Source organism: Colwellia sp. BRX8-5, assembly GCF_014077325.1.
Taxonomy (GTDB): domain Bacteria; phylum Pseudomonadota; class Gammaproteobacteria; order Enterobacterales; family Alteromonadaceae; genus Colwellia_A.
Genome location: NZ_JACGVR010000006.1, coordinates 51,553 through 66,941, shown reverse-complemented (window position 1 = coordinate 66,941; position 15,389 = coordinate 51,553). Strand labels below are relative to the sequence as shown.

Genomic DNA, 15,389 nt, shown 5'->3' with positions numbered 1-15,389 from the left:
TAGCATCTAACGATGCAAATTAGGAGTACCAGTAAAGCAGTTTTTATATGTAGACTTATTCGTATTGATGCTATTTAAAATATCAATGTAGCGCTTACTTTTCGATGATATTTTTTGGGGGGTTGGCATTGTGTAAATATTTAAATAAGTCACTGTTAGTCGACAGTACTAATGTCGTATCTTCGCCAATAGCAAGCTCATAGGCTTGTAAGGTTCGTGTAAAAGCATAAAATTCAATAGATTCTTGGCTTTGGCTATGTGCGGTAGAATAAATTCCAGCGGCTTTAGCATCGGCTTTACCGCGAATTTCTACAACTTGACGATAAGCTTCTGATTGAATTTTATTTAAATCACGTTCGCGGTTGCCTAATATTCTAGCTGCCTCACCTTTGCCTTCAGATAAGAACCTTTCGGCAATTTGGCGACGTTCACTGATCATCCGCTCATAAATTTTAGGTCGTACACTTTCATTATAATTAATGCGCTTAAAACGAATATCTAATAGTTCAATACCAAACACCTTAACCTTTTCTGCCGCGGCGTTAAATATGTCTTGTTCGACAAGTTTCCTACCTTTATGGATAGGTACTAAACTGCCCATATCTAATGCTTTTTCTGCATCAGTTAACAATGGGTCACGCAGAGGTTGACGGCCTTTCGTGGTCCGAATAATTTCAATTAGCTTATGTGTTGCTACCGCATTTCGTGTCTCACTACCAAAAATATCATCTAATCTCGATTGCGCACTGCGTTCATCACCCAGACGTAAAAAATACGGCAATGGGTCGGTTATCTGCCAGCGTGCATATAAGCTAACAGAAATATATAACTTGTCCTTTGTCGGCATATCTGAAGGTGTACCTTCCCATTCCAACACACGTTTATCAATCGAATTAACCTGCTGAATATAAGGTAATTTAAACTTAATACCAGCATCAACAACCGGCTCCCCCACGGGACGACCAAATTGCGTAATAATGACTTGTTCGACTTCATTTACGGTATAAAAGGCGCCATAAAGTAAGGTAATAATAACGAATAGCAAAATACTCGTGAATAAGCTTAAATAACGTTTCATGGTTTTCTCCCTTCAATAGATGTTAAATCAAGCAAAGGTAAGACATCTATTGTGCCACTATCGATGATAATTTTATTGCTTATGGATGGCATTACTTTTTGCATGGTCTCCACGTAAATGCGCCTGCGCGTGACCTCTGGCGCCAATTTAAATTGGTCATATAGTGCATTAAAACGTAATACATCACCTTCTGCTTCATTAATTCGTTTTATTCTATAGCCATCTGCTTCGCGAATACGTTGATCTCGCTCGCCTTCTGCCAATGGGATAATACGATTGTAATCTCGGCGCGCTTCATTAATCAGCTTTTCCTTTTCTTGTTGAGCCTGATTTACCTCATTAAATGACGCTTGAACGGGCTTTGGCGGATTAATATTCTTTAATTGAACTTGGTCGATACTAATGCCCATTACATATTTAGTTGCCAAAGCCTGCATTTTTTTAAGTGCTTCAACTTCAATTTCTTGGCGGCCAATAGTGATCACTTCGTCAACAGTTCTATCACCTACCACTTCACGCATCACTGATTCAGAAACATAGCGTAACGTACCTGCTGGATCACGTACTTCAAATAAGTAATTTTTGGGATCAGCAATTCGATACTGAATAACCCATTCCACCAGTGCAGTGTTCAAATCCCCCGTCACCATTTGCGTTTCACCCACTTGATTACTTGCTACGGCTAAGTCACGCTCACGAGCACTACGGCCTATATTGTTTAAAGAATCATTGAACGAGTTGTTTATGGAGATATTTTGGTCAGGGTCTTTAGCACCAGGCGTTGAAAAGCCAAACTCTTGCTTCAACTGCCGCTTTGTTGGCACTATGTTCACTTGCTCTATACCTAAAGGTAATTTGAAATGTAAACCCGCGGGGAAAATAGCTTCAAACTTACCAAATCTCAGTACAACGGCTACAGAATCGCTAGGAACTGTGTATACCGCGGTATAAATACCACCAGTGAGCAATATAACTGCAAGGATAATCCATCCAGGTTTTTTGCCACTACTCGTTGGCAGTAATTCTTGATACTTTTGAAAAAATTTACCGACTACTTTGCTTAGATCAGGTAGCTCTGATTTGGGCTTTTTAGCGTTGTTATTATCTGGCGTCATAGGCTCCTCTCTTTATTAACTAACCTTCGAAAAATAGGTTTTAACTTTATAATTAATGACTGCCCCATCCTATCAAACTGTAAAATATAACTTTAATTAAATAAATCGTATTATATTATTTGTTTTTGGATAGACACACTTTGTAATTTCCTAGTCAGGATCATCAGAAAATTCTACGATAAATAATATTAGTTTTCTGTTCGATACCACACGTAGTCGTCATAAATCATTTCAGTTAATACAGCCGGTGATAGATAGAACATCATCACAAATATTGAATTTTGATTGAAGTTGAGTGTCGAAATAACGTTTTCACAGCTTGGATTTATTAGATAACTTTCCATTGAATCTGAAAAATTCAAATGGTGATTTTTTTTTATAAGTGCTTACGTTAACCCTTGATGTGGCCAGTAGTAGATAATTACTGACGCACTTGTGCAGGCAAGGTCTCTATTTAAAAGGAGGGCTAAAGTGGTGGGACAGTAATTTCTGTTTGACGAATCTCAACCAGCGGACAAACACTGGCTACTTTATCGTGATATACCTCAATCTGGTGATCAGCTGGAACATCCAACATCATCAGCACTTCGCCATTACTAATTGCAGTTTCGCATGCAACCTTCTCCTGATCACTTAAACCAGCGCCTACCATACCTGAGACCCAAGCACCAAAACTCGCACCCGCAACGGTAAAACCTAAAATAGCGGCACCACCAAGGGCTAAACCCGTAGCCGGAAGGGTTATAACCGCCAGACCTGCCAATAATCCAGTAGTTCCACCAGCAATAACACCCCGTTTGATCGCTGGGTACAAGTCTGAATCATCCAATGCATCCGCTTTGGGGAGTTCGCTTAAATCGATTTTATCGTTTGCTATTAGATGCATTTGACTGTCGTTAATGCCATCAGCACGAAACAAGTTTACCAATTCACATGTAACCTTAACATCGGGGGCTAGAAAATAAATACGTTTCATTTGTTGCTCCTGTGTGCAGCCACACTGGCTAAAAACCTTATAATGTTAACAGGCATGAACTGCAGTATTTGATTAAAACAAGAAGGAAAATTTTAATAATTCCCCTATCGATAAAGTGCATGTTTATCCATAAGTCATCATAAATTCATATCCACAAAGCGTCTGTGCGTTGCCACACATTATTTAATGAAGTGATCTAAAGTCATAAATTGCATTGCTTAAGCTATGATAAACAACGTCAAAACTTACTCTCTGCTTATCAATGAGATCTTAACTAACGACAAGCTGATTGATCTGTATCAACCTTGATTCAGATAAACTAGCGCTCTTTATCAACAGTAACTAGACTAAAAATCAATCGATTAGTAGAAGCTACTACCTCTACCTTTGCTTAGGTATCTGTTTAATTTATTCTGCTATTTAATGAATGACCCTTGATATGATTAGAAATTTTTATTTCATTTGTCATTATTAATGGGCAAGAATTGATTCTCTATTATCTTCATATAGCGCAGAGTGTTAACTAGCTGGCTAATAATTCAACCTAAAAATGATTAAGGAATAATAATGAAATACTTTCTATTGAGTTTACTTGTCGTTATGTCATTAACACTGTTCAGTTGTGATAACGGAATTGACTCACCAAGAGGATTTAGTCTGCCTACAGGGAATATTGAAGCAGGTAAAATAGCTTTCTTAAAATATCAATGTTTAGCCTGCCACACACTCGATGGTGTTAAGGATGATAGTATTGCAAAGCAGCAAACCCTTTCAATTTCCCTGGGTGGTAAAAAAACTAAAATAGTCACTTATGCTGAATTGGTTACCTCTATTATTAATCCATCCCATAAATTTTCAAATTTACATTCACCACAGTTTAGAACACCTCAGGGTGAATCAAAGATGAAAGTCTTTAATGATGTAATGACTGTGACTGAACTCATTGATTTAGTATCTTTTTTACAACCTAACTATTCATTAAAACCTTATCAACAAACCAGATATCAATATTATCCACATTAAAAGGTATGGGAGTTAACATGAACATTAAATTTTTTGGAGCCACTAGAGAAGTCACTGGCTCTTGCTATTTGGTACAGGGTAATAACAAAAATATACTGATTGAATGTGGTATGTTTCAAGGTTCTCATCACCATGAAAAACACAACCATGACCCCTTCCCTTTTGATGTTAGTGAGTTAGATGCTGTGGTGATCACACATGCATCAGGCTAATGTAACCCAAGCAAGTTATAAGTAAAATATTATAATCTAAGAGGGGGTGGCAATTTGCATGGTCATTGACCAAGATATTATTATAAGGAAGGGAATTGGTTAATATCTTTGTTAATTGGTTTGTCGACAATACTGATAAAACTAGGGTCAAACAAAACAGCGTTTGTCTTTGCCTAGTCGCAGATAAAAAATTTTAGCTTAGGGCTTTTTTATGGCTACCATCACACATCGGCTGAGATGCCGTTTGTTTACAGCCACAAAAAAATACTTTTTTTGACTCTGTTGCGGTATATCTTACTGGTGAGAATTCTGAGCCTTTATGAGAGCCATCACAAAAGGGTTGTTTTTGGCTTTCCCCACAAGAACACCAAGAATATTTTTTACCTTCTTCAACGTCGACTGCAAAAGGTGTGTCAGATGCTCGTACTGGTGTAGACATAGTAATCTCCATTAATTGATATATAGCGCCCGATAAATAGGCAAGTAACTGATATTTAAAGTAAGCGATAAAGCCATAAAAGCCAACTGTTATTTATCCCAGTTGAACTTTAATTATCTGTTGAGTAAAAAAATCATAAGAAAACTGCACTAAAGTCCAAGGTCATTAAAGGGATTTTAAAATTTTATCCTCTGACATTTGAAGAATAACTATGCCAAGTGAAGTAACAATAATAAAGTTAACCCAAAAGACTAAAGCCATTAAAAACAAGGCTGCTTAAGGAATAGCGTTCAATGAAAAGGTGGATTAAAAAAACCTGCGCTGTTAATAACAGAGACGTTAAGCAAATAATTCAATTGGAAATACTAATTTTGACGCTTTAAATACCAACAGCTTGTTTAACTTTTTCTTTGTAACTTCGACTCACTTTTAATTCTTTGCCATTACTCATCACTAAGTAATATTCGCCATTAAGTTGACTACAAAACTTATCAACATAATTTTTATTAACTATGGTTGAGCGATGACTGCGTACAAATTGCTTTGGGTCTAATATTTCTTCAAGCTGCTTCATGGTTTTACGTAATATATGTGTAGCACTATGGGTATGAACACACATATAGTCTCCCGCAGCGTCAATCCATAAAATGTCTTTAACTGGGACTCTACTCACTTCGCCTGCATCTTTTATAGCCAAGATATCAGAGTAAGAAGATAAACTTACCGGTTGATTATTTGCGAGCTCAGCTAAAATTTTGTCACAATCATTACCGGTAACATCACTGACTAACTGAATAAGTTTAGATTTATGAGCAGCATTTTCTGAGCTGATCAGGCTCTGCCTAACCTTGTCCATAGATTCGGCTAAGCGAGTTTCATCAGCAGGCTTTAACAGGTAGTCTTGTGCGTGAACTTCAAAGGCTTGTAAGGCATATTGATCAAAGGCGGTGACAAAAATAACAATGGGTAGCTTTAATCCTCTTTCAATAATAGCTTGCACGACTTCAAAACCATTGAGGCCTGGCATTTGAATATCAAGAAACATTAAATCAGGTTCATAGGCTCGCACAGCTTCAAGTGCTTCACGACCATTATGGCATTGCGCAATAATATCAACGTCTTTATGATCCGCTAATCTTACGGCAAGGCCTTTCCTTGCTAAAGGTTCATCATCAACTATGATTGTTGACAGAAGCTTTGTCATGTATTTATCTCTAGTTCATAGGGCATTCTAATGCTCACTTTAACACCTTTTGGCGTATTATTGGCAACAACTAAAGAAAAATCACTACCGTACAATGCGGCTAATCTTTCTCGGCTATTTGCGAGGCCAACACCATTTTCACGATAAAGATTACCATTTTTAATTTCAGCGCCAGGACCATCATCGGCAAGTTCTAATAATAAGTCATTGGCAAAGCGGGTCACCGTAACTTTAATGGTACCGCCACTCTCTTGAGAAGCAATAGCATACTTAATAGAGTTTTCAGCAATAGGTTGTAATATCATACTGGGTACTAAGGCATTTTTACAATCATCCGCTGCGATAAACTCTACACATAATCGGTCTTCAAATCTAACTTTTTCTATATCTAGGTAAAGTTTTAGTGCATGCAACTCACTATTTAAGGTGACTTTTTTCATCGGATCTTTATCAAGAGAATAACGAAGAAACTCACTTAATTTAGTCACCATACCATTGGCTATTTTATTTTCATTAACCAAAATAAGGGTAGAGATTGCATTAAGAGTATTAAACAAAAAATGAGGATTGAGCTGATAACGCAGCATTTTAAGCTGAGCCTGGTGAGCGACACTGTTAGCTTCTAAAACATTTTGTTTTTCTTTTTGCAGCATTTGATAATATTTTGTACCAAAGTATAAACCACTCCAGCTCAAAATAATAAAAAATGAATAAACACTGTTAGTGGTGTAGTACAGCCAAAAATCAGGGCGATAACCGTGCTTGTATATTTCCCAGTGGTTAATGTTTTTAACAACTTGCCAAAGTACGCCAACCAAATAAGAGGCGACTATGACCACAACGGCTATTTTTGCCGGACTAAAATTCCAAACTCTACGATATAGGTAGCGCAAAGGCACAGTGAACAGCCAACCTGCATAAGCATTGAGAAAAATTATCACGACAAAAATATCACGAGGATCATGTAATAATGATCCTAAATAATGCACTAAAGCAAATCCAAACCAACTAGTGCTATGCACTAACCAAAACAGTCGGTTCTTATTTTCTAATAATTCTTTCCAATTCACGCAGTATAACCAATAAAAAATCTTATAATAATTATGAAGTAGCTTTGCCATTCACGCATTACCGTTGACCGTAGCATTTCAGCGACTCAACTCATTTGTATTCAATATAAATACAAAGCTTTAAAGCGCTATCATTTTACCTAAACGTTGCCCACCGACTAAGTGCATATGGATGTGATAAACCTCTTGGCCGCCATGATCATTACAATTAATAATAAGGCGGTAGCCATTTTCAGCAATGCCCTCTTCTTTGGCTATTTTTTTAGCGACAGTGATCATGCGCCCTAGAGTGAGCTCGTCATCGTCAGTGACATCATTAACCGTCGGAATTAATTTATTCGGAATAATAAGAACATGGGTACTCGCTTGTGGTGTTATGTCTCTAAATGCTGTTACGAGTTCATCTTGATAGAGTAAAGGTGTTGGTATTTCTTGTCTGATTATTTTTGAAAAAATAGTTTCTTCTGCCATGATATGCTCCGTTGTGTCTGTTAGTTTACTTCTGGTGTCCACTTATTATAGTGTATCGCGTTATCAACTGAACGTCTCGGCAACCACCCTGCACTTTCTAATTCAGGTTTGTCTTTGAAATGTGTGACATAACCAACGCATAAATAAGCAATGATTTCAATTTTTGTGGGAATATTCAAAGCATCTCGAAGCTTGTCATCTTCGATAATACTTACCCAGCCAACGCCTAAATTTTCTGCTCTTGCGGCAAGCCATAAGTTTTGTACAGCGCAAACCGCACTGTATAAATCCATTTCAGCTTTGATCGTTTTTCCTAAGACAACTGGGCCATTTCTTTCTCTATCACATGTGACACATATTCCTATCGGCGCTTCTAATATCCCTTCAAGTTTTAACTTTTGATAGCTTTGTTGTTTATCATCTGTAAACATTTTTTCAGAGACCGAATTTGCTTGCTCAAATCCATGCTTAATTTTTTGTTTTGTTTCTTTATCATTAATAACAATAAAGTCCCACGGCTGCATGAAACCAACACTGGGAGCATGATGAGCGGCGGTTAATACTCGCTTTAAAACATCTTCTGGGATGGGTTTGTTAATAAAATCGCTTCTAACATCTCGACGTGAAAAGATAGTTTTATAAACCGCGTCTCTTTCTTTTTCAGAAATATGCATTTGAATAATTTTTGCTTGAGGTAAATGAAATAAATAACAATGTCGCATAAAAAAGGTCTAGGTTAAAAATTAACCTAGACCTAATCATATATTTAAAAACTCATCGTTAGCTTTTTTTCAACACTCGTCGAGTGAAGCCAAAGGTTAATAGAGCGAATAAACTGATAAAGCCTAAACCAGCTCCTTCTCTTTCTATTTTTTTCTCTACCGCTGAACAGTCATCTATCTCACCCGCTAACGGTCTCAATGTGACAGCACGAACAACATCTTCTAAAAGCTGCTCGCCAGTATCTAAATCAAACATCAATTCACCTTTTGCGTCACGGCGAGGTGCTTTAACAAGTGCTGAAGCAGATATTTCATTTTTATCGTTAATGTCTCGCGCTTCGATAATTGTGTACTGTGAGTCACAAGTTAAAAAGTCATTGAGATCGGTAAAGGTCTTACTGGCAATCTCATACATAAAAGCATGTCTACGACGAGGAGACTGCTGATCGTTATGTGTTTCAACTTCACCTTCACCAACAATAATACCATTTTCGTTAATAGCACGTGCAGTACTTGATGAGCCCTTGAAAAAGTCATCAGGCATTATCATTTGCATACCACTATCAAAATCATTGGTATCTACATGAAAGAATTTTGTACGCGTATTACCATTTACCACCGTTTTAGTATGACCGATAGCAATACCAGCATTATTAATACCGTAAGTACGAGAATCAAAAAACTTACTATGATCATCAGTGAAGTCTTTCACTTGACCATTTTTATAAACTACCGCATATAAATTTCGACGTTCACTTCTGCTTGGTTCGGTTTCGTTCTCATCCACCCAACCATGAGCAAAACCAACAGCAACACCATCATTATTAATAGCCTGTGCGTAGTTAAGAAATTCTCTTGTATCATCAACATTTGGTGCAACTAAATGCCCTAAAGTCTCAGTCTTTGTCACCCCTTCTAAACTTAGCGTCCATTTTATTGCTTCAGTGTTATACATACTCGACACTGCATTTTGAATACAAATTTCGAACGGAGCATTTGCTAAAATAGCAGGGTCTGCACAGCCACCCGTTTCATCAAAAATAAAATCAAGCGCTTCTTGATCGATACTCGTACTGGCATAACCGACAGCAAATAAAGATTCACTCATGTCTAAAATAGCAGAATCACCGCCTAAGCGAAGATTCTCGGCAACATCGTCACCTTCAGTCGGTGGCTTTAATTCAATAATGGTATTGCCTGCATCAGGAGAATAAAAGGCTCTTGAGGTAAAATCACGAACCCAATAGACAACAGGGTTATTATCAGTGCCCGTAAATGGCAATGCAGTATATGGAGCTGAGCCGTTACCATAAATCCAGCCATCATTAGTAATACCGTTTACATAATCAACCGTTGAACGCGTCAATGTTGTGGTATCTGGGAAATATTGGTCAAATACAGCAAAGCTTTCAGTATCACCCGCTTTACCTGTTAAGTTACGCATAGCCAAGATATTACCAATTTTTTGATAAAACCTAGCTGAGCTACTGCTGTTTTGACTAGTCAAATACAGGACAGCCCAAGCTAAATCATTAGCGGTTGGATTACCTAACCTTAAGTCGTTTTCGTTTTCAATATCGACTAAGCCATCAACATCTTCATATTGTAAATTGGCAAATCTAACAATACTATCAAAATCATTAGTATCAAAGTACTGAAATTGAACGGGAAAATTATAAATATCTGAGCCAGAAATAGCCATTTGATTTTGGTTGTTTTCTTGCTGAGCATAACTATATTTAACTATATCAATGCCACCTTTATCGATAACTTCATATTTAGCTGCCTGTGCCATTGATAAACTTAACGCACTGCTAATTCCTAAAACTAATACAGATTTTACAAATTTGTTCATATACTACTTAACTCTCATTTCTTGTTATAATTCATCTAGCTCTTGCCATCTTGCGAAAGCGATTTCGAGTTTTGACTCACTTTCTTCAAGCTGGTTCAATATATTTTTTGTTTTATCACTATCTTGAGCAAAAAAGTTAGCGTCGTTGACTTGTTCTTGCAATGAATTTATTAATGCTTCAAGTTCATCGACCTGTCCAGGTAGCGCTTCTAATTCACGATTATCTTTGAACGATAATTTTTTTTTAGTAGGCACATTAACTGCAGATTTACTCTCACTCACTGAATTAACAGGGGCTTTTATACCTTCAGCTAACTGCTTACGCTGTTCAGCTTTGTATGCTAAATAACTATCAACATCATCATAACCGCCAACAATATTTGTTATTTCACCACTACCATCAAAGTAAAGACAACTATTTACACAATTATTAACAAAATCGCGATCATGGCTTACTAAAATAACGGTTCCTGCATAATTTGCAACGACTTCTTCTAATAATTCTAAAGTTTCTATATCTAGATCGTTAGTTGGCTCATCAAGAATAAGTAAGTTGCTGGGTCTTAAAAATAGACGTGCTAATAACAAGCGATTTTTTTCACCACCTGAAAGCGCACGTACAGGAGTTCTAGCACGTTTAGGACTGAATAAGAAATCTTGCAAATATCCCAATACATGGCGTGTTACCCCATTAACAGTGACTTCTTGCTTACCTTCGGCAACGGTGTCCTGAACGGTCATACTCAAGTCTAAAGCATCGCGATGTTGATCAAAATAAGCCACATCTAAATTAACACCAACACGCATCTTTCCTGAGGTGGGTTGTTGTTGTTCCATGATTAATTTGATTAACGTTGACTTACCCGTGCCGTTGGCACCAATAAGGGCTAAACGGTCGCCACGCGTTATAAGTAAATCTAAACCATTAAAAATGGTTTTATCACCAAACGCCATATGCAAGTTTTCACACTCAAAGACTAACTTACCTGAGCGATCTCCGGTTGATATATTAATATCGCCCTGCTTCTTAACTTCACGTCTTTCTTGGCGTTCGACTCGTAACTTTTCAAGTGAACGAACTCTGCCTTCGTTACGAGTTCTGCGAGCCTTAACCCCTTGTCTTATCCATACTTCTTCTTCAGCTAGACGCTTATCAAAAAGCGCATTTTGTGTGGACTCAACTTCTAAGTCGTGAGCTTTTTGTTCGATATAAAGATCATAGTTACCAGGATAGCTAACAAGCTGACCACGGTCTAAGTCTAAAATACGGGTCGCTAAACCACGAATAAATGCTCTATCATGACTAATAAATATGATAGTGCCTTTAAAGTCTTTTAGAAATTGCTCTAACCACAACACACTACTAATATCTAAATGGTTAGTAGGCTCATCAAGTAATAGCACGTCAGGCTCGCTGACTAATGCTTTCGCTAATGCCAGTTTACGTAACCAACCACCAGAGAGATCGCAAATCATTTTGTCTGCTTCTAGCGCTAGCGTGGTTAATACTTTATCGATACGTTGTTCATCTTGCCAAGCATTGGCTTGGTCAAGTTGTTGTTGAACGTTTGATAATTTATTAAGATTCTTCTCTGAAGGGTCTTCACCAATAATATGAATTATATGGTGATATTGCTTAATCAATTCTGCATTTTCAGCAACACCTTGAGCAACATAATCAAAAACGCTCATTTCAGATGACTCAGGTGGATCTTGCTCTAACATCGCTAACTTAATGTTGCTCGACATCAAGATCTGACCATCGTCTAGGTTCTGTTTACCCATCAACACTTTCATTAATGAAGACTTACCTGCGCCATTTTTACCAACTAAACAGACGCGTTCGCCCGTTTTTACCGTTAAGTCTGTCTTATCTAAAATACTGTCTTCACCGAAGGCTAATTCGCCTTGAGCTATTCGGATTAATTCCATGGTTTATATCAACTCTACTACTTGTGATTGTTCGAAAGGCCAGAATAATAATGTGTTATCACTCAAGCGCTCTAATACGGGAATATGAACACCGTATAAATTTACTAAATTATTTTCACTACTGGTGTCATCATCAATAATATCAACCACCTTAATTTGGTGATCGGGTATTATATCAACAATTAACTCTGCAGCTTGCTCACAAAGGTGGCAACCGGCACTACTATATAAGTGAAATAAAACACTCATTAAGCCGTAACTTTTTTACGGGTAATTAACCAACTGTTATGGATGTGCTTATTACGCTGAAAATCTTTATCGCGGGTTAACTCTGAAATTGACTTCACCTCAAAATTTAAAGCAGCAACAGCATCAAAGTCCATTTTGAAGTTTCGTTTATTATTCGTGAAAATAAGCTCACCGTTTTCAGCAACACACTTCATTGCATCAGTAATTAACGCCACGTGATCGCTTTGCACATCAAAACTGTCTTCCATACGCTTAGAATTTGAGAACGTTGGCGGATCAACAAAAACAACATCATAAGTGCCCCTATGCTCTTTTAACCAAGTTAAACAATCGGCTTGTACAAATTGGTATTTATGACCTGACAATTTATTCAAGGCAAAGTTTTCCTGTGCCCAGTTCAAGTAAGTATTCGACATATCAACAGTAGTAATACTTGTTGCGCCATGCAGTGCGGCTTGCAATGAAACAGAACCGGTATATGCAAATAAATTAAGCAATGATTTGTTTTTAGCTTTCTGTGCAACAATTTGCCTGGTTTTACGGTGATCTAAAAATAAGCCTGTATCAAGGTAGTCCCATAAATTAATTTTTAATTTTGCACCATGTTCGTTAATAATCATCGACTGTTTACTTTGATCAACACGTTGATATTGGTCACTGCCCTTTTGCTTGGCACGGGTTTTTAATATCACCTTATCGGTAGGAACACCTAGTACCTTAGGAGCAAAATAAATAACTTCTTGCAAACGTTTTGCTACTTTACTTTCTTCGATAATTTTAGGTGCTGAATACTCTTGAATAACCAAATACTCACCATAAACGTCAACCGCGACATTATATTCTGGAATATCTGCATCGTATAAACGATAACATTCAATATTTTCTTTTTTCAGCCAGCTTTTTAAATTTTTCTTATTTTTTAATAAGCGATTACCAAAATCCGAATCTTTATCTTCGAATTCTGCATCATTGTTTTGCCCTGAAGCTTGTTTTTCATCGACGTTATAAAGAGCAAGTTGACAATCTAATGGACCATTCTTAAATTTATAGCGTTTGTGGCTTGCTAGCTTCATCATCGAAAGCAATTCAACATTCGCTGTTAAAATAGCAATACGCCAGTCCACAAATTGTGCTTTTAGTTTTCGACCTAATAAAACAAAATTTTCAACAAGTTCTGGTAATTCACCAATACGCTCCCCATAAGGAGGGTTAAGTAAAAAGGTACCATTGTGGCCAAAACCATTATTTAAATTATTGATATCTTTACATGAAAATTCAATAAACTTTTGTACACCGGCATTACGAGCATTTACTTGTGCGGTATTTATTACTCGGCTATCAATATCAATACCAAAAACTTTCGCTTTTAATTCTTCAAGACCAAGATGTGATTTTTGTTTAGCTTGAGTTAATTGTGCTTGCCACGGGTATAATTGATGACCAAGCCAACAATCAAATCCCCATTTTACTCTGTCGATACCCGGCGCGTAACCTGCGGCCATCATTATAGCTTCAATTAAAATCGTGCCAGAACCACACATAGGATCAACAAGCGGTTTAGTGGTATCATCTAACCAGCCCGAACGAGTAATAATAGCCGCCGCTAGATGCTCTTTTAATGGCGCAGCACCCGAGTGCTCGCGATAGCCACGCTTAAATAAACTACGACCAGAGAAATCAAGATAAATAACAACCTTTTCTCTTAACAAACGCGCTTGAAAACTGATGTCTGGCGTACTTTTGTCAACAGAAGGTCTATCCATACCTTGATCACGAAAATGATCAACTAGCGCATCTTTTATGGTAAGTGCACCAAACTGGGTATTTCTGATTTCATCACTTGACCCGACAAAGTCGATAGCAAAGGTATGGTTACTCAAAAATTGTTCAGACCAATTAACACTTTGCGCGGTTGCAAAAAGTTTAACTTTATTTTCAGCATCACCTTCAGCAAGTTTTAATAAAATTCGCGTTGATAAGCGACAATAGAGACAGATTTTATAGGCCTCTTCAATTGTTGCCGTAAAATATACGCCTTCAGGCTTTTGCACGACTTGTGATGCTTTTAAATCTTTTAGCTCTTGAGCTAATAAAATTTCTATACCAGGAGATGTTAATGCTAAAAATTGCTGCATGAGTGTTTTCCAGACCGATTTATGCCCGCAATTATAAACAAAGACGCTAACTACTTATATAGAGACGTGCATAAAACACCAATATTCACTGATATATATTTTAAAATATTTTTAATAACCGTATCAACAGACCTTAAAGGTCACAAAACCACCACTTAGACTACAATTAGGGCAATTAACTGCCTTTTTTTAATAGATGTAAAAATGTTAAAGAAACGCCTTGCAATGTGATGTAACTATCCTTAAGATACGCATCGCTTTCAAGGGCTGAGGCTTTTGAAATGCATTCGTTAATAACAAGAATTAAAACAGTTATGGCTTGTTTATGTGTACCTTTAATGGGAATACTTAAACCATTCGGACGCGGGATGGAGCAGTCTGGTAGCTCGTCGGGCTCATAACCCGAAGGTCGTCAGTTCAAATCTGGCTCCCGCAACCAACTTACGCTTAAGTATAAAAAGCAGGTCGTCAGTTCCCTCTCGAAAGATATGGGCTCCGATAACCAACTTACGCTTAAGTATAAAAAGCAAATTCTTAAGTTTGAATTAAAACAACTTGGCTTTCCTAAGAAGGTATTAGGACATTCGGACGCGGGATGGAGCAGTCTGGTAGCTCGTCGGGCTCATAACCCGAAGGTCGTCAGTTCAAATCTGGCTCCCGCAACCAACTTAAGCTTAAGTATAAAAAGCAGGTCGTCAGTTCCCTCTCGAAAGATATGGGCTCTCACAACAAACTTTAACTCAAGTATAAAGAGTGTCTGTACTGAAAGTCGTCACTTCCTTATTTAAAAACATTCTCCGATACAAAATCCAAATTTCATTGTTAAATAATATTTAGTCACTCTATAACTAAAATATTTTCTAATACATATTTATTTAGTACAAAAAAATCATCATATTAAATTTAAC

General features: G+C 37.2%; 14 protein-coding genes and 2 tRNA genes. 4 read left to right on the top strand and 12 right to left on the bottom strand.

The annotated features are described in order from the left end of the window. Positions 1-94: 94 nt before the first annotated feature. The 3 genes from hflC to H4J62_RS06140 all read right to left on the bottom strand — a co-directional run bounded on the left by hflC (position 95) and on the right by H4J62_RS06140 (position 3,169). Positions 95-1,078, bottom strand: a complete 984-nt coding sequence (hflC, locus tag H4J62_RS06150) for a protease modulator HflC (RefSeq protein ID WP_070373525.1) — start codon at positions 1,076-1,078, stop codon at positions 95-97. After that, positions 1,075-2,193 (bottom strand): FtsH protease activity modulator HflK, encoded by a 1,119-nt coding sequence (gene hflK / locus H4J62_RS06145; RefSeq protein ID WP_182215250.1) that lies wholly within the window; start codon positions 2,191-2,193, stop codon positions 1,075-1,077. The genes hflC and hflK overlap by 4 nt, the downstream gene beginning before the upstream one ends. A 466-nt stretch (positions 2,194-2,659) precedes the next feature. Beyond that, a complete protein-coding gene (locus H4J62_RS06140; RefSeq protein WP_182215252.1) occupies positions 2,660-3,169 on the bottom strand; it encodes a DUF1269 domain-containing protein in 510 nt (169 codons plus the stop codon). A gap of 567 nt (positions 3,170-3,736) precedes the next feature. Between H4J62_RS06140 and H4J62_RS06135 the strand changes: the two genes are divergently transcribed. Beyond that, positions 3,737-4,192, top strand: a complete 456-nt coding sequence (locus tag H4J62_RS06135; protein ID WP_182215253.1) for a cytochrome C — start codon at positions 3,737-3,739, stop codon at positions 4,190-4,192. 17 nt (positions 4,193-4,209) lie between these two features. Beyond that, entirely contained in the window at positions 4,210-4,404 is a 195-nt protein-coding gene (locus H4J62_RS06130) for an MBL fold metallo-hydrolase (RefSeq protein WP_220466035.1), read from the top strand. A gap of 193 nt (positions 4,405-4,597) precedes the next feature. Here the strand turns inward: H4J62_RS06130 and H4J62_RS06125 are convergent, their stop codons facing one another. The 9 genes from H4J62_RS06125 to rlmKL form a co-directional block, all read right to left on the bottom strand. Then, positions 4,598-4,843 (bottom strand): CDGSH iron-sulfur domain-containing protein, encoded by a 246-nt coding sequence (locus H4J62_RS06125; protein ID WP_070373520.1) that lies wholly within the window; start codon positions 4,841-4,843, stop codon positions 4,598-4,600. A gap of 379 nt (positions 4,844-5,222) precedes the next feature. Continuing rightward, the gene (locus H4J62_RS06120) at positions 5,223-6,047 is read right to left on the bottom strand and encodes a LytTR family DNA-binding domain-containing protein (RefSeq protein ID WP_070373519.1); all 825 of its coding nucleotides are present in this window, start codon (positions 6,045-6,047) and stop codon (positions 5,223-5,225) included. After that, on the bottom strand, positions 6,044-7,117 hold the full coding sequence (locus tag H4J62_RS06115; protein ID WP_070376930.1) for a sensor histidine kinase: 1,074 nt from the start codon (positions 7,115-7,117) through the stop codon (positions 6,044-6,046). The genes H4J62_RS06120 and H4J62_RS06115 overlap by 4 nt, the downstream gene beginning before the upstream one ends. Before the next feature lie 120 nt (positions 7,118-7,237). Further along, positions 7,238-7,588, bottom strand: a complete 351-nt coding sequence (gene hinT, locus H4J62_RS06110) for a purine nucleoside phosphoramidase (protein ID WP_182215258.1) — start codon at positions 7,586-7,588, stop codon at positions 7,238-7,240. 20 nt (positions 7,589-7,608) lie between these two features. Continuing rightward, complete coding sequence (gene bluB, locus H4J62_RS06105; RefSeq protein WP_182215260.1) at positions 7,609-8,262, bottom strand: 5,6-dimethylbenzimidazole synthase; 654 nt, start codon at positions 8,260-8,262, stop codon at positions 7,609-7,611. A 106-nt stretch (positions 8,263-8,368) separates the two neighbouring features. Next, positions 8,369-10,165: a DUF3466 family protein gene (locus H4J62_RS06100; RefSeq protein WP_182215262.1), complete on the bottom strand. Its 1,797-nt coding sequence runs from the start codon at positions 10,163-10,165 to the stop codon at positions 8,369-8,371. Positions 10,166-10,189: 24 nt separating this feature from the next. Then, a complete protein-coding gene (locus tag H4J62_RS06095) occupies positions 10,190-12,097 on the bottom strand; it encodes an ABC transporter ATP-binding protein (RefSeq protein ID WP_182215263.1) in 1,908 nt (635 codons plus the stop codon). A gap of 3 nt (positions 12,098-12,100) precedes the next feature. After that, a complete protein-coding gene (locus tag H4J62_RS06090; RefSeq protein WP_182173404.1) occupies positions 12,101-12,346 on the bottom strand; it encodes a glutaredoxin family protein in 246 nt (81 codons plus the stop codon). Then, positions 12,346-14,481, bottom strand: coding sequence for a bifunctional 23S rRNA (guanine(2069)-N(7))-methyltransferase RlmK/23S rRNA (guanine(2445)-N(2))-methyltransferase RlmL (gene rlmKL / locus H4J62_RS06085; RefSeq protein ID WP_182231317.1), 2,136 nt, complete (start codon positions 14,479-14,481; stop codon positions 12,346-12,348). The genes H4J62_RS06090 and rlmKL overlap by 1 nt, the downstream gene beginning before the upstream one ends. A 362-nt stretch (positions 14,482-14,843) precedes the next feature. On the opposite strand from rlmKL, the gene H4J62_RS06080 reads away from it, so the two are divergent. Beyond that, positions 14,844-14,920 (top strand) — tRNA-Met (locus H4J62_RS06080). Between the two features lie 150 nt (positions 14,921-15,070). Continuing rightward, positions 15,071-15,147 (top strand) — tRNA-Met (locus H4J62_RS06075). Positions 15,148-15,389 lie beyond the last annotated feature (242 nt).

Coding starts and splice junctions, on each gene's coding strand:
- hflC (WP_070373525.1), bottom strand. CDS start 1,078: ATGAAACGTTATTTAAGCTTATTCACGAGTATTTTGCTATTCGTTATT.
- hflK (WP_182215250.1), bottom strand. CDS start 2,193: ATGACGCCAGATAATAACAACGCTAAAAAGCCCAAATCAGAGCTACCT.
- H4J62_RS06140 (WP_182215252.1), bottom strand. CDS start 3,169: ATGAAACGTATTTATTTTCTAGCCCCCGATGTTAAGGTTACATGTGAA.
- H4J62_RS06135 (WP_182215253.1), top strand. CDS start 3,737: ATGAAATACTTTCTATTGAGTTTACTTGTCGTTATGTCATTAACACTG.
- H4J62_RS06130 (WP_220466035.1), top strand. CDS start 4,210: ATGAACATTAAATTTTTTGGAGCCACTAGAGAAGTCACTGGCTCTTGC.
- H4J62_RS06125 (WP_070373520.1), bottom strand. CDS start 4,843: ATGTCTACACCAGTACGAGCATCTGACACACCTTTTGCAGTCGACGTT.
- H4J62_RS06120 (WP_070373519.1), bottom strand. CDS start 6,047: ATGACAAAGCTTCTGTCAACAATCATAGTTGATGATGAACCTTTAGCA.
- hinT (WP_182215258.1), bottom strand. CDS start 7,588: ATGGCAGAAGAAACTATTTTTTCAAAAATAATCAGACAAGAAATACCA.
- bluB (WP_182215260.1), bottom strand. CDS start 8,262: ATGCATATTTCTGAAAAAGAAAGAGACGCGGTTTATAAAACTATCTTT.
- H4J62_RS06100 (WP_182215262.1), bottom strand. CDS start 10,165: ATGAACAAATTTGTAAAATCTGTATTAGTTTTAGGAATTAGCAGTGCG.
- H4J62_RS06095 (WP_182215263.1), bottom strand. CDS start 12,097: ATGGAATTAATCCGAATAGCTCAAGGCGAATTAGCCTTCGGTGAAGAC.
- H4J62_RS06090 (WP_182173404.1), bottom strand. CDS start 12,346: ATGAGTGTTTTATTTCACTTATATAGTAGTGCCGGTTGCCACCTTTGT.
- rlmKL (WP_182231317.1), bottom strand. CDS start 14,481: ATGCAGCAATTTTTAGCATTAACATCTCCTGGTATAGAAATTTTATTA.